Annotated in this window: 13 protein-coding genes; 11 read left to right on the forward strand and 2 right to left on the reverse strand. The window is 56.0% G+C overall.

Annotated features, from left to right (window positions below; translation table 11 throughout):
- The first annotated feature begins 81 nt into the window (after positions 1-81).
- Positions 82-1,080: a GNAT family N-acetyltransferase gene (locus tag HS103_13145; protein ID MBE7513747.1), complete on the forward strand. Its 999-nt coding sequence runs from the start codon at positions 82-84 to the stop codon at positions 1,078-1,080.
- A gap of 64 nt (positions 1,081-1,144) precedes the next feature.
- On the opposite strand, the gene HS103_13150 is transcribed toward HS103_13145, so the two are convergent.
- Both HS103_13150 and HS103_13155 read right to left on the reverse strand, forming a co-directional pair.
- Positions 1,145-2,401 (reverse strand): FtsW/RodA/SpoVE family cell cycle protein, encoded by a 1,257-nt coding sequence (locus HS103_13150; protein MBE7513748.1) that lies wholly within the window; start codon positions 2,399-2,401, stop codon positions 1,145-1,147.
- A 34-nt stretch (positions 2,402-2,435) separates the two neighbouring features.
- The gene (locus tag HS103_13155) at positions 2,436-3,257 is read right to left on the reverse strand and encodes a pyrroline-5-carboxylate reductase (protein ID MBE7513749.1); all 822 of its coding nucleotides are present in this window, start codon (positions 3,255-3,257) and stop codon (positions 2,436-2,438) included.
- A gap of 350 nt (positions 3,258-3,607) precedes the next feature.
- Here HS103_13155 and HS103_13160 point away from each other — a divergent pair, with 350 nt between their 5' ends.
- From HS103_13160 to HS103_13205, 10 genes are all read left to right on the forward strand, one after another.
- Positions 3,608-4,942, forward strand: a complete 1,335-nt coding sequence (locus tag HS103_13160) for an MFS transporter (GenBank protein ID MBE7513750.1) — start codon at positions 3,608-3,610, stop codon at positions 4,940-4,942.
- A 135-nt stretch (positions 4,943-5,077) separates the two neighbouring features.
- Positions 5,078-5,785: a LysM peptidoglycan-binding domain-containing protein gene (locus HS103_13165; GenBank protein MBE7513751.1), complete on the forward strand. Its 708-nt coding sequence runs from the start codon at positions 5,078-5,080 to the stop codon at positions 5,783-5,785.
- Between the two features lie 13 nt (positions 5,786-5,798).
- Complete coding sequence (locus HS103_13170) at positions 5,799-6,614, forward strand: glycerophosphodiester phosphodiesterase (GenBank protein ID MBE7513752.1); 816 nt, start codon at positions 5,799-5,801, stop codon at positions 6,612-6,614.
- Positions 6,615-6,640: 26 nt separating this feature from the next.
- The gene (locus HS103_13175) at positions 6,641-7,996 is read left to right on the forward strand and encodes an ATP-binding protein (protein ID MBE7513753.1); all 1,356 of its coding nucleotides are present in this window, start codon (positions 6,641-6,643) and stop codon (positions 7,994-7,996) included.
- Positions 7,996-9,093 (forward strand): hypothetical protein, encoded by a 1,098-nt coding sequence (locus HS103_13180; protein MBE7513754.1) that lies wholly within the window; start codon positions 7,996-7,998, stop codon positions 9,091-9,093. Before HS103_13175 ends, HS103_13180 begins: the two co-directional genes overlap by 1 nt.
- Complete coding sequence (locus HS103_13185; protein MBE7513755.1) at positions 9,090-9,557, forward strand: threonine/serine exporter family protein; 468 nt, start codon at positions 9,090-9,092, stop codon at positions 9,555-9,557. Before HS103_13180 ends, HS103_13185 begins: the two co-directional genes overlap by 4 nt.
- A gap of 41 nt (positions 9,558-9,598) precedes the next feature.
- Complete coding sequence (locus tag HS103_13190) at positions 9,599-11,263, forward strand: SpoIIE family protein phosphatase (GenBank protein MBE7513756.1); 1,665 nt, start codon at positions 9,599-9,601, stop codon at positions 11,261-11,263.
- 41 nt (positions 11,264-11,304) lie between these two features.
- Positions 11,305-12,480 (forward strand): cellulase family glycosylhydrolase, encoded by a 1,176-nt coding sequence (locus HS103_13195; GenBank protein ID MBE7513757.1) that lies wholly within the window; start codon positions 11,305-11,307, stop codon positions 12,478-12,480.
- Positions 12,481-12,522: 42 nt separating this feature from the next.
- Complete coding sequence (locus tag HS103_13200; GenBank protein ID MBE7513758.1) at positions 12,523-13,536, forward strand: 3-oxoacyl-ACP synthase; 1,014 nt, start codon at positions 12,523-12,525, stop codon at positions 13,534-13,536.
- 2 nt (positions 13,537-13,538) lie between these two features.
- Positions 13,539-15,083 (forward strand): long-chain fatty acid--CoA ligase, encoded by a 1,545-nt coding sequence (locus HS103_13205; GenBank protein MBE7513759.1) that lies wholly within the window; start codon positions 13,539-13,541, stop codon positions 15,081-15,083.
- Positions 15,084-15,088: the final 5 nt, after the last annotated feature.

Raw genomic sequence — 15,088 nt, forward strand, 5'->3', positions numbered from 1 at the left:
GATACCCCTTCCCTCGCTTTCAATTTTCCTGTACACTATGTTGACGCTTATTTAGACCTTTTAAGGGGTCAGGAAAGACCAATGACGACACAAGAAACGGTCTCGCTCCATGTTCGTCCGGCAACGATGGACGACGTTGAAGCCATTGTCGATGTGCTGAACGCAGCCCAAACCGCTGATGGCGGCGACCCAATCACCAGCGCCGAGGACGCGAAGCGCGAATGGGAAGACCCAATGACGAATTTGACCACGGATACATTCATCCTTGCCACTGCCGAAGGGCGTGTTGTCGCTTATGGGGATGTTTTTGATAAGCGTGAGCCGCTCACCCGTGTGTACCACTTTGGGCGTGTTCACCCCGACTTTTGGGGACAAGGCGTTGGGACGCGCTTGCTACAGATTCTGGAAGAACGCGCCCATCAATCCATTCCGAAAGCGCCGCCCCATGCCCGCATTGCCTTTTCAAGCTCAGTCGATAACCGCTGCTTAGGAAGCGCCAAGCTGCTCCAAGATAACGGCTACACGCTTGTACGGCGCTACCTGCAAATGCGGATCGAGCTTAATCAGGTCATTCCAGCCCCTGTCGTCCCAGAGGGGATCACGATTCGGGCGTTCCGCCCAGGCGAGGATGATCGCCCCCTGTTCGATGCCCATAGTGAAGCCTTTCAAGACCACTGGGGCTACCAACCGATGCCCTACGAGCAGTTTGAGCATCACTTCTATAAGGGCGAGAAGGTTGATCCGGCGATCTATTTCCTCGCCGTCGAAGGGAATCAGATTGCCGGCTATTCTCTGTGCCTCAACGAGATTCCCGACGATTTGGACATGGGCTGGATCGATCTGGTGGGGGTGCGCCGTCCCTGGCGGAAAAAAGGCGTTGCCTCAGCGTTGCTGCGGGCGTCCTTCTTGGCGCTGCAAGCGCGGGGTAAAAAGCGTGCTGGCTTGGGGGTGGATGCCTCTAGCCTGACGGACGCCACGCGGGTGTATACGAATGTGGGAATGGCGTCCCACCATGAATGGCATCGTTACGAGAAGGAAATCCGCGCCGGTGAGGATTTAGCCGTCCAGACGATTGAATAGGACGGCGCCGTTTTCGGGAGGGGCGCAGCCTATGCGCCCCGCTTGTGACGGTGAGCGTGCCTCATCACTCCCCTTCGGTTGGTTTTTGCCGCACCCGCGAAATGGACGCCCGCATCCCGGGCAAGGAGAGCGTTTCGTTCACGCGGCGGGTGGGAATGGACTTCCGCGCCGTCGCCCGCGAAATGCTGACGAGAATCCCTACGCTTGCCAAGCCCGAAACCAAGGACGAACCGCCAAAGCTGATGAAGGGCAGCGGCACACCCGTGAAGGGGACGACGGACGCCATCACTGCAATATTGAACAATGCCTCCAAAACAATGGAGATGGTAATCCCCGCCGCCAGCAGCGCCCCAAACATATCTGGAGCATTTTTGGCAATGCGAAAGCCGCGCACCATGAGCGTCACATAAAGCCCCACGACGAGCGCACATCCGGCTAGTCCGAGTTCCTCGCCAATCACGGCAAAGATGGAGTCGGTGTGCGGCGTTGGCAGTTGCTCAAACTTCTGGCGACTCTCGCCCAAGCCAACACCGCCAATGCCCCCATTCAAGAAGCCGATGATGGCAGCTTGGGCTTGATCGTTTGCCTCCAGCGGGTCACGCAGCATCTCGAAATAATTTTCAACGCGGGCGCGGGCATAATCAAACTGGGTGATCGATACCGCACCGATCACAATAAAGGCAAGGCTGGCGATCCCAATCTGCGTCCACTCTGCGCCGGCAAGAAAGAACATAATCGAAGCAACCGCCAACACCATGATTGCCGTCGAAATATCCGGCTGAAGCAAAATCAAACCAGCCACCGTCCCTACCAACAAGGCAAAGGGCAGCAGCCCATAGGTCAGATGTTTCAGTTTTGCCTGTTTCGCCGTCAGCCAGGCACCCATATAAATGGTGACAACGAGGACGGCGATTTCCGCTGGCTGCACGGCACCGTTAAAATAAGCACGCCGTGCGCCATAGACAAGTTGCACACCCGGCAAAACAATCAGCCCCAACAAGAGCAAGATCGTGACGGACATCATGGGGATTGCCAGCCGCCGCCAAAGACGGTAATCAATCACGGCGAGGATGAACATAATGACAATCCCCAAACCGGCGTTCCGCAATTGTTGGAGAAACATTGCTGACTGCGGGTTTGACCAGTAAAACGTTGTACTCCAGACCATCATCAAGCCAATAGCGACCAAGATTCCGACGGTCAGGATCAGGTATGTATCCACTGTAGCGGTGAACAACCGCCGACGTTGGAACGCCTCTTGTTCAATGACTTCCTCAGGAAAATCGGGAAGATCATCAATAAACTGGGGGAGGGTTGCCATAAACCAGCGCCTTATTCCATATAGACTCTATAGATTACTTGATGCGGTTGACATCATCGTGTGGGGCGTCTTTCCCCTCTTTTTTCTTGCCGCCAAGCGCCGAACTGCGCTGGTATGCCGCCCATACCGCCCGCGAGAGGACGGTGCGCAACCCCCCTTTTTCCAAGTGATAGATTGCCTCTGCCGATGTGCCGCCGGGACTCGTCACTTGGTTACGCAGGGCGGCGGGATGTTCCTTCGTCTGAATGGCATATTCGACACTCCCGCGCATCGTTTGAAGGACAAGCTGTTCGGCAACGCGCCGCGAAAAGCCCATATGGACTCCGGCATCGATCATCGCCTCCATAAACAGGAAAACATACGCCGGACCTGTCCCGCTGAGCGCGGTTGCCATATCAAGGTAATGCTCATCTTCAACATACACCTCTTGCCCCAACGAAGCAAGGATCGCCCGTGTTTGGTCACGTCCGGCTTCATCCACATCGGCGGAGGACGCCCAGACGGTAATGCCCTCGCCAATACGGGCGGGGGTGTTGGGCATGGAACGCACCACGTTCGGGTTGCCCATGCCATCGCGGATATGGGCGATCTGCACCCCCGCAATAATGCTCAGAACAAGCGAAGGGCGTTTTCCGACGGGGCGAATATCAGCCAACACCTTGTCAATCACTTGCGGCTTGATGCTCAGGATTAGCACATCGGCGTTGGCGGCAACCTCGGCGTTCTCGCCAACCATGTGAATCCCGTGACGGTGTTCAAGGTCACGGCGGCGGGCATCCAGCGGGTCAGAACCGATGATCTGTGCCGGCGTGACAATCTGTTTCGAGAGCAGTCCACCGATCATCGCTTCCGCCATGACGCCGCTGCCAATGAACCCCACTCGTTTCCCCTCGAAATGTACGGCTGATTCGCTCACAGTGAGCCTTTCTCTTGTTTCCTAAAAGGCAATCTGAATAGTGTACCGCAGGCAAGCCCAACACAGCGCATGATAGCATGATAGGGCAACCCCACAGCACAGGGAAACGTATAAGCCAGAAACATCCCACCCTTTTCAAAAAGCATTCCCAAGCCGAACCCCCTCTTGCCTTTTGATTTTTTAATCGTATACTTTACATAATCAATTTGGTTGTTGAAAATATTGAAACTTATCTTCACTATCAACGTATAGTTGGCATAACCGAATCAATTTTATGAAGTGAGGGTGATATGACAGGTCAACATCCGACAATTGGCAAAGGCTGGATGCCGCGCTTTTTTACCATCTGGACAGGGCAAGCCTTTTCCCTCTTGGGAAGCAGCCTTGTGCAGTTTGCGTTGGTGTGGTGGCTCACACAACAAACCGGCTCAGCCACTGTCTTGGCGACGGCAACCCTTGTGGCAATGCTGCCGCAAGTGATCTTAGGTCCGCTGGCGGGGACGCTCGTAGATCGCTGGAAGCGCCGCACGGTGATGATTGCTGCCGATTCGGCGGTGGCGGCGGCAACGGCTGTGCTGCTGCTGCTCTTTGCCACAGAAACCGTGCAGGTCTGGCATGTCTATGTGATCATGCTCATTCGCTCCGGCGCAGGGGCGTTTCACTTCCCGGCGATGAGCGCCTCCACCCCTCTGCTTGTCCCAGAGCAGCACATTGCGCGAATCAGCGGGCTAAATCAGATGTTGCAGGGGTTGATGGCAATCGTCGCCCCGCCCGTTGGGGCGCTGCTGATCAGCCGCTTGTCTATTCCCCTTGTGTTAGGCATTGATATTGTGACCGCAGGGATCGCCGTTGTTCCGCTGTTGTTCATCGCCATTCCGCAGCCACCGCGCCATGCCGCCGCCGCTGAAAAAACCACCGTTGGGCAAGAGTTTCGCGCCGGGCTGCGCTATCTCGTGGCGTGGCGGGGGATGTTCTACCTGATTCTGATTGCCTCTGGCTTAAATGCCCTGTTGAATCCGGCTTTTTCGCTGACCCCCCTGCTGGTTCAAAAGCATTTTCAGTTGGGCGCTGATTCCTTTGCCCTGATGGAATCGCTGGTGGGGGTGGGGATGATTGTTGGTGGGGTGTTTCTTGGGGTGTGGGGTGGCTTCAAGCGGAAAATTATTACCGTCTTAGTCAGCGTGATTGGAATTGGCAGCGGCACGCTGCTTATAGGCTTCGCGCCGGCAAATGCCTTTGCTATGGCGCTTCTCGGTATGGGGGTGGCGGGATTTTCCCTGCCCATTACCAATGGGACGATGTTTGCCATCTTCCAAACCGCCGTTCGCTTGGATATGCAAGGACGCATCCAATCCCTCATCGGGGCAATTGCGACGGGCGCATCGCTGCTCAGCCTCATGGTTGCCGGTCCTGTGGCTGATCTCATCGGCATTCAAAATTGGTATGTCGTTGCTGGTACGGGCGTGATTCTGATGTCTGTCCTCGCCTTCTTTGTGCCAGCAATCATGCGCATTGAACAAGATGCGGCTGCCCACAAAGCGCCACCAGTGGTAGGAGTGGGCGAGAGAGAAAGCGTTGAAGAAACGCCTGTTCCCGTTGTTCCCGCTGTCGCCGTTGGCGATTAACGCCTGATCACAAGGCTATCCTCATGGATAGCCTTCCCCTTCCCCTTTTTTCCCGCACATTCTCACACTTGCCGCAAGTCGGATGTTTGTGAGTATAATTCCCCTAAATGCGTTCTTCCGCCGAAGGGGGTTGTCATGCGCCTTTCATCCAAGCCGCGCCGTGTTGTTCTTTTCGCCGTCCTATTTGCGGCATTCGTGATCAGCTTCGCTGTCGAGGGCTTTTCTGTCCGTGCGCAAGGGGGGGGGAATTATTACGTTGTCCAACCCGGCGATACGCTCTTTAGTATTGCGGATCGCTTTGGCGTCAGCCTCTCTGATCTGGCAACGATCAACGGCGTCTATGACGTGAACAGGGTTTTTGTTGGGCAGGTCTTAACGCTCCCCGCCGCGATACGTGCGCCACAGCCACAGCAGCCCATCTATCAGCCCTATCCCTCCTACCCACAGCCGCAGCCTTATGTGCCAAGTTTCCCGGCAGGGACAACAGTGACAACCGTCACCCGCTATGTGGGCTATACCGTTCGTCGGGGGGACAACTTGGCGGCAATTGCCGAAAAGTACAAGACGACCATTGGCTTGATTATGGCAGCAAACGGCATCGCCAATGCCAATTACATTTATGTGGGGCAGCATCTTGTTATTCCCCGTGTGAATACGACGATTTCGCCCCGTCCACCGGCGCAGCCAAGCCGCCCCGCCGGACGTGTCTATATTGTCCAACCCGGAGATAACTTGTTTGGCATTGCCGCCCGCTATCGCCGCGATGTGTATGCCATCGCGAAGGCAAATGGGCTTCTGAATCTGAATTACATTTATGTCGGTCAGGCGTTGATCATCCCGTAAGGTGTTGGGGCGTTTGGGGTGGCTTATGGTGGCGAGGTCAGCAGATCGATTAGGGCGTTTTTATGCCCATACCCCCCTTGTGTTGGCGCATCGTGGGGCAAGCCACGACGCGCCCGAAAACACGATAGCCGCCTTTCTTTTGGCGCGTGAACAAGGGGCAGATGGGGTTGAACTGGATACGATGCTGTCCGCAGATGGTGTCCCTGTCGTGATTCACGATTTCACCCTGGATAAAACGACCAGCGGCAATGGCTATGTGCGTGATTTCAGCCTAAAGACGCTGAAAGAACTGGACGCCGGCAGTCATTACGACCATCAGTTCAAAGGGGAGACGATTCCCACCTTAGAAGAAGCACTGGACGCCTGTGGTACAGAGATGGTGATCAATGTTGAGTTGAAGGCGCAAGGGTGGCGCGATGACGGACTTCCGGCGGCGGTGGCAAACGTGCTTCATCGTCACGGGAACAAGAAAATTATCGTGTCTTCCTTCAATCCCTTTGCCTTACGTCGCTTTCATACGCTGATGCCCCTGATGCCCCTCGGCTACCTCTATGCCCCAGACGATACACCACTCGCCCCGCTGTTGAAATTGATGATGCAGGTTGTCCCTCACGATGCCCGTCACCCTGACCAGCGGCTTGTCACCCCAAAGTTTATGGCATGGGCGCGTGAGCGCCGCCTGCGCGTCCATGTTTGGACGGTGGATGCACCTAAACGCATTCTCGAATTACGTGATTTAGGGGTCGATGCGATTATCACCAATCGCCCCGCCCTTGCCCTAGAGACATTGGGGCGCGTGAGCGCCGGGAAGAAATCCTCAGCACCTTAAGCGCCTTAATGAAGGAGCGTTCATTTATGACGACACCTAACCGCCCATCTGCCCCACCGATGCAAGGTGCGCCAGGGTCTGCCCCGCGCCAGCAAGCCGCTTGGCAGCCGCCACCTGTTCGCTCGATTGAAGATACCGGTCTCAACCTGATCACCATCTCTGATTTGGTCATTAAATTGCTCTATTTCAGCGGCTTGCTCACTGGGCAGCGCGTTGCCGATCTGATCAAGCTGCCCTTCGTGGGCGTTGTTGATCAGGTGATGGAGTTTCTCAAGCGCAGCAAGTATGTAGAGGTGATGGGGCAAAGCGGCTTTGGCGAAGGCGGCTCGCAGTACAAAATATCCGGTTTAGGCACGGATAAAGCCCGCGAGGTTCTAGAGCGCAGCCGGTACGCTGGCGAATGTCCCGTCACCTATGAACAATATGTGGAGGCGATGAAAGCACAAAACCGCACCCGCATGATGGCGACCCCCGATGTGATGAAGCAAGCGCTGAAGCATTTGGTCATTTCGGAGCGGATGTACGAAAAGGTCGGCGCGGCGTTTAACTCTGGCAAGTCTATGTTTCTGTGGGGTCCACCCGGCAACGGCAAGACGACCATTTCCGAGGCGGTGGGGCGCATTGTCTTAGGGGCAGATTTGTGGATTCCCTATGCCTTTGATGTTGATGGGCAGGTTGTCCGCGTCTTTGATAATGTGAATCACGATGTCCTAGAAACCGCCGAGGCAGAAACCGGTGCCGGTGGGCGTCCGGTGGGTATCAAGCGCGACCCTCGTTGGGTGCGCATCCGCCGCCCGATGATCATCGTCGGCGGTGAACTCACCATGTCTGGCTTGGACTTGATCTACGACCCAATTAACAAATTTTACGAAGCGCCCTTTCAGGTGAAATCGAACGGCGGGTTATTTTTGATTGACGACTTTGGGCGGCAGCAAGCACGCCCCCGTGATCTCCTCAATCGCTGGATTGTCCCCCTCGAAAAAGGCGTCGATTATCTCACCCTTGCCACTGGACGCAAGATCGAAATGCCCTTCAATGTTTTGATTGTCTTTTCCACAAACATCGACCCTTCCGATCTCGTGGATGAGGCGTTTTTGCGCCGTATCCGTCACAAGATTGAGGTGGGCGATCCCTCTCCCCAAGATTTTGTGGAGATTTTTAAGCGAGCGTGCGAGGCAAAGCGCGTCCCCTATGATGAAGGCGGCTTGCGCTACCTGATCCAAAAGTGGTATTTGGAAAAAGAGCGAAAGTTTCGGGCGGTGCATCCCCGCGATATTCTCGATCAACTGCTCGATATCGCTCGCTATCTCAACCGCCCGCCACAGCTATCGCCCGAACTCATTGATCGTGCCTGTGATTCCTACTTTGTGATGCTGTCCTAATGCGCAGAGGTCGTGTCGGCTCATCTCTTTTGGTGGGGGCGATCCTGATCGCGGCAATGTTCGGGATCACCTCTTATCCCGCCGCGCAAACCGATTCCGGTGCGGCAACGGCAACGGCACGGCGGGAAATGCTTGCCACCTTGTTGACCGTTCCTTCGCCAACGCCAATCCAATATACGATGACCATCCCGACGACGCGCCTCATGACGGTGCAGATGGATGGGGTGGGCATTGGCGCTATCGGCGTTAATGACGAGGGGCAACTTGTCTTGGGCGATGGGCGAAACACCGTGTTCATTCTGAACCCAGACTTAACAACGGCGCTCCGCTTTCCGGCGGTGCAGCCCTATGCCCTCGGTGTACACCGCAGCGGGGGTATCCTTGTTGGGCAGCGCAACCGTGCCGTACTCACGCTCTATGACAAGGATGGGAATTTCCAGCGCGTTTTTTGGGAACAAGACCGCGCAAGGCTTCAAACCTTCACCGTAGCTGCCGATGGGACGCTCTTTGTGGCGTGGGAACAGCGCGACCCACCCCAAGCAACCTACCTCACCCGCCTGGACGAGGCGGGAAACACGCTCTACAACCGCCCCTTTGCCAGCACCGAACAGATGCGGGTGGGCGTCATTCATAACATCGCCCCCACCGGCGATCTCAAGCGGCTCTCCATTCCCTTCAGCGGCTTTGGGGTTACTCTATCCTCTGCCTATGCCTATTTAGGGGAATACACCTCTGATGGAGATGCCCTTGTGACCATGCCCCCCCTCATGTTCGATAGCTCCCTGTATGCGCCAAGTGTAGCGGCGCGGCTTGCCGATGATTCGCTCGTCGTGCTGACCGATAACGCCTTTGGTTGGTGGTCAGCGGAGCGTCTTCCTCGCGTTGTGATGGGGGCAAATGCGTACCGCTTCGGAATAAGCCAGCGCCCTAGCGAAGTGCAGAAGATTGCCGCTGCCCTTCGTCCTGATGGGTACTCCCTCTATTACGCAGAGATCACGAACGAAAACAACCTCTTGGTTGGGATCATCCTCTGCGAGGATGCCGCTCGTCTCTCCCCTCCCCCACCTACCCCAACAGGAACACTGGAGACGTTTTGACGATGGGCATTGCCGATATTTTCCTGCGGATGATTTTTGGCGTGGTTGCCACCTTTGGCTTCGCGGTTTTGTTCAATACCCCCCGCAAAGCGATTTGGATTGTGGCTGCCTTAGGCGGGGCAGCCATCGGCATTCGGACAGCCTTCACAATCTTGGGGGCATCGCCAGAGGTGGCTACTTTTTTTGCTGCGCTGTGTATTGGGTTGGTGGGTTATCTCGCTGCCTATCGGCTGTGGCTGCCGCGCCTTATCTTTACGGTGACGGGAATCATCCCTCTGATTCCCGGCGTCCCCGCTTATCAGGTCTTGTTTCATTTTTCGCAAGGGAACGTACTTTCTGGCTTAGAGAGTGCTGTTCGGGTGGCGTTGATCACGGCGGCAATTGCCCTCGGTCTGAGCGCCGCCCGTCTGATCACCGATTTTGAGCAGCAAATCGGACCGCGACAGGAGCCGCAGCATCATTGACACACCTATCACCGACACAACAGCAATCAAAGGAACACACCATGTTCTTGGGGGAAATACGCCTTCTGGCAGCACACGAGAGCCTGAAGCAAATTGCCTATTTTATTAATGGCGTTGCCCACCAGTTGCGGTTGACCGAAGCTGCGCGGTCTGATCTTGAAATTGCCGCCGAAGAAACAGCCGCAACCCTTCTCGAACGCCTTGCCCCACCAAGCATGATCGTGATCAATGCGCTCTTACAAGAGGACATGATTTTTGTCCGGTTAACCCATGATGGGGCAAGGCGTACTACCCAAGAGCCTCATCCGAGTGATAGTTTGGCGGAAGGGATGCGCCTGCGGTTGATCCAAGAATTAACCGACAACTTTGAACATGGGGTATCCCCTGCCGGCAACACGCAGTTTCAGATTATGAAACGGATTACCCAAACCCCCGCCGCCACCCCTCGTGAGCGGCTTGCCCCTCAGCGCGAACTTCAGGCACTTCAGATCATCAGCCAAGCGATGGCAACCAACATCACCCTTGATGATCTGCTCAAATTGATCATTGATCAATTGGTTGATGCCATTGATGCTGAACGAGGGACACTTTACCTCATTGACGCTGAGCATGGCGAACTCTATTCCAAAATCTTGCTAGAGGATTCCAATATCATCTCCGAGATTCGCATCAAGATAGGCGAGGGCATTGCCGGGTTTGTTGCCAAGACGGGCGAGAGCGTCAATATCAAGGATGCTTACAGCGATTCGCGTTTTATGCGAAGCATCGACAAACAAACAGGGTTCACCACACGTACCATGCTCACGATGCCGCTGCGCAACCCCTCTGGGACGATCATCGGCGTTGTTCAATGTCTAAACAAACGCGGCGGGCCCTTTTCTTCGCGGGATGAACGCCTGCTTTTGGCAATGTCTGCTCAGGTGGCAATCAGCATCGAGAATGCCCGCCTTCACCGCCAAGAGCTTCAGCAAGAACTGCTAAACCAAGAACTGACCGCTGCCAAGCGAATTCAAGAGAGTCTTTTGCCAGCCGTCATCCCGCAGCATCCCAATTGGGAGATCGCCGCTTTTTGGCGTCCAGCGCGGCGTGTCGCGGGGGACTTCTACGATTTTCAACCTTTAGAGGATGGGCGCTGGTCGGTGGCTATTGGGGATGTATCGGGAAAAGGTATTCCGGCAGCGCTGTTTATGGGCGTCTCAGCGGCGATGCTCCGCTTTGTGACTGCCCTTGATCTCCCGCCGGTGGAGGTGATGCGAAACTTAAATCGGGCGTTGGCGGCAATGAACCGTGATTCGCAGATGTTCCTCTCCATCTTGGTTGGCTTTCTGGATTTTAGCAACGGCACGTTTGCCTGCGCCTCCGCCGGACATAACCCGCCGCTCATCCGCCGCGCCAGTGGGGAAACGGCTTATGTCAAAGTGCCGGGTGTGATTGCCGGCATGTTCGAGGATGCCCCCTTCCAACCTTGCCAAATAGACATACATGCTGGCGATGTACTGGTACTCTATACGGATGGCATTACCGAGGCAACCGATCCTCACGATGATCTGTTCGGGGAAGACCGTTTGAAGGCGCTTCTGGAAAGGGCGGAAGGGAAAAGCGCCACCGTGATTATCGATCGGATTGTGGCGGCGATCACCACCTTTTCCGGCGCACGCGGCTCGTATGACGATGAAACAATTCTCGTCATTCGGCGCCTGCATTAAAGAAGTTTGGGGTAAACCTATCCCGCAAAGGAGTCTTGATCATGTCTCTACGTTCCCTGCGGTGGGTTGCCGCATGTATTTTCTGTGCGTTTCTTTTGGGTAGTTTTGAGAGCGCTCCCAGAAGTGCCGCACAAGGAGGAGGCGGGGGAGTCAGCGATGCCCGCTTTGCCCGTTTAGCCAAGGGTGTCAACCTCCCCTTTTGGTTCTGGATGGGACCAGCTGAGGCAAAGCAGCTTGAAACACGCTTTACCGATGAAGAATTCGCTGCGCTGCGGGCGATGGGGTTGACTCATGTTCGGCTGCCTATTGATTGGTCGTTCATTGCCGATGAGTCTGCCGTTGATTTGCTGCACGCCGACCACCTCGCCGCCCTTGACCGCGCCATTGAACGCCTTTTCGCCGCTGATCTGGCGGTGATCATCGATCTGCACGCTGTCCCCACGCCACAAGCAGGGCAGTATTCTGGTGCGTTGGAAAATGATCCCAAATTTCTGGCAACATTCAAACGCTTTTGGCTGTCCTTTGCCAAGCACCTCAGCCGCTTTGATCCTGAGCGGCTCTTTCTGGCGGCGATGAACGAGCCTACCTTTCAGCAAGATCCCTCCCGTTGGGCGGCAATGCAGCCAGAGATCGTCGCTACGCTGCGCGAGGGCGCTCCTGACCATACCCTAATCGCCACCGGAGCGCTGTGGTCATCATTGGAAACCTTGCTGCGGCTCACCCCACTGGCTGATCCAAACGTGATCTACGAATTCCATTTTTACGACCCCTTCGCCTTCACCCATCAGGGCGCAACATGGATCGGTGAGAATCCAGTCACCCGTTTGCGGGAAGTCCCTTTCCCGCCCAACGAAACCGCCATGACGCGCCTCTACAACCGGAAGCGCAACGACCCCGACGCGCTGCGGGCGGCACAAGCCTACGCCGAAGAAAACTGGACGCCGGAACGGATTACCAAACGCTTAGCCGAGGCGGGCGCCTGGGCAAAAAAGTACGGGGTGCGCGTCATCTGTACCGAGTTTGGCGTGTACAGCGAATATGCCCCGCCACAAGACCGCGCTAACTGGCACGGCGCCGTGGTGAAGGCATTGGAAGGGCAGGGCATTGGCTGGACGATGTGGGAATACGATAGAAGTTTCGGCTTGGTGACGCGCTATGGAAAAAAGGTCGAGGTGAATCGCCCTCTTGCCGAGGCAATGGGTTTGACCCTCCCCTGACCGGTGGTATAGTTTTCGGGTTGTTAAACGTAAAGAGCGCTTATGAGCTTACCCACCATCGGAATCGCTGGTATTGGGACGTATTTCCCGCCGCACATTGAAACAGCGGCGGAGATCGTTGAACGGACGGGGATTCCCGAAAGCATCCTCCAGCAAAAAATGGGCATTGTCCAGCGCCATATTGCCGGCGAGACAGACACCATTAGCCATATGGCGACCATAGCAGCACAGCGGGCGCTAGAAGACGCCGGCATCCCCCCAAGTGCGGTAGGGGCGGTTATTTCGCATGGGAGCGAACATAAAGATCATCTTGTCTGGAACGCCGCTGCCAAGATTCAAGGCAATCTTGGTGCGGTGAATGCCTTCGCCTTTGAGGTGTACGCCCTCTGTGCAGGGGCAGCCATTGCCGTTGGCGCGGCGCAAGGGCTGATGATCGCCAACCCAAGCCTAGCGTGTGCTGTGTTGGTTGCCGCCAGCCGCGAACACGATTTGGTCAATCTATCCAACCCACGCACACGATTTATGACGAACTTTGGGGCGGGGGCAGGGGCAATGGTCTTGGCGCGGGATTACCCCCGCAATCATATTGTTGGCATGTCTGCCTTCACCGATGGCAGCCTTGCCGAAGCGGTCATCCTGAGCCAGAGCCGCGAGGTTGCCGGAGAGCGTCCAGAGGTCAGCGCCGATCTGCGCGGAAAACTCGATGTCATCCAACCAGAGTACATGACCGAGCGCTTAGGCGAAACCTCCCTGCGGAATTTTGTGCGGGTCATTGAGGAAGCCACCTCTCGCGCCGGAGCGGGTCTAGGGGACATTGCCTTTTTAGGCATTACCCACATGAAACGATCTTTTTACGAGGAAATTCTGGCGGCGGTGGGGCTAACCCCCGCTCAATCTGTCTACCTTCAAGACTATGGGCATGTCCAAAGTGCTGATCAAGTTTTGGCGCTCCAGTTAGGCTTGCAGGCGGGGACGATTCGCCCGGGCGATCTCGTCGTCCTCGCGGGGGCGGGTGTCGGCTATACATGGAGCGCTTTAGCCATTCGATGGGGATAACGATGCTGCAACCATCACCGCAATCATCACACTATGTTACCGATTGGTTGGAGCGTCGTGCCGCGCTAACACCAAACCGGATCGCCCTTCAGGATACGCTCATAGGGCGTGATCTTACCTACTCTGCATGGAACGCCGTGACGAACCAAACCGCCCATTTCCTCAGCGATCTGGGCGTGCGCAAGGGGGATCGCGTCGCCGTCTATGCTACAAACCGGACGGAATACCTTGAGGTCTGGCACGCCTGCGGAAAATTAGGGGCAATCCTCCAAAATGTGAACTGGCGGCTTGCCCTTCCCGAAGTAGACCATTTGCTGAAAGATGCGTCCCCAACGGTGATCCTGTATTCAGGCGAATTCGCCGCGCAAATCGAAACGCTTCGCCCCACCCTGACCACCGTGCGCGAATACGTCGCCTTTGATCCACCCTATCACCGCACCCTGCCCTTCGAGAAACGCCTCTCGTTTCCCACCACCGCCCCGGATCGCCCCTCCCTGACGCTCGATGACACATGGGTTATCTGCTACACGGGCGGCACGACGGGACTGCCCAAAGGGGCACTGTTGACTCATGGAAACATGACATGGAACAGCGTGAATACTGTCACCAGTTGGGGGTTGGATGCCAACGATGTCGGAATCATCAGCACGCCGCTGTTCCATACAGGGGCGTTGAACGTCTTTACCTTGCCGCTGATCCATGTTGGCGGAAAAAGCATCCTCTGCCAGCGCTTTGACTCTAACCAGATTTTTGATCTGATCGAAACAGGTGGCGTCACCGTTTTTTTTGGCGTCCCAACCATGTTTTTGGCGCTTCAGCAGCACCCCCGTTGGGAATCTGCTGATTTCTCCCGTCTGAAGATTGTGATCAGCGGGGGAGCGCCCTGCCCCATGCCCATTTTTGAGCGCTTCTGGGCAAAGGGGGTCGATTTCAAAACAGGCTATGGGTTAACCGAGGCGGGACCGAACACCTTTTGGCTGCCGCCGGAGGATGTCCGCCGTAAACCGGGCGCGGTGGGACGCCCGCTGATCCACGTCGATGTTCGTGTTGTCCGTTCTGATGGGTCAGATTGTGCGGCGGATGAACCCGGTGAATTGATCATCCGCGGTGCGCATGTCACGCCCGGCTATTGGAACAACCCCACCGCCACTGCTGAGGCAATCCGCGAGGGCTGGCTGCACACAGGCGACCTCGCCAAGTGCGATAGCGAGGGCTACTATACGATTGTGGGGCGTTTGAAAGAGATGATCATCAGCGGAGGGGAAAATATTTATCCAGCAGAGGTGGAAAGCGTCTTATTCGCCCATCCCGCCATTGCCGCCGCTGCCTTAATCGGTATCCCAGACCCCACATGGGGAGAGGTTGGGCGGGCAATCGTTGTCCTAGAAGTGGGACGCACCCTGACGGTGGACGAACTGGTTCAGTTTTTGCGCGAACGTCTGGCGGGTTATAAAGTCCCCAAATCCATTCGGTTTGTCAATGAACTGCCCCAAACAGGAGCGGGCAAGGTCGATAAACAGTTGTTGGCGCATCTCTACGGCGGATAACCCAT

This window comes from Anaerolineales bacterium (genome assembly GCA_015075625.1).
Classification (GTDB): domain Bacteria; phylum Chloroflexota; class Anaerolineae; order Aggregatilineales; family UBA2796; genus UBA2796.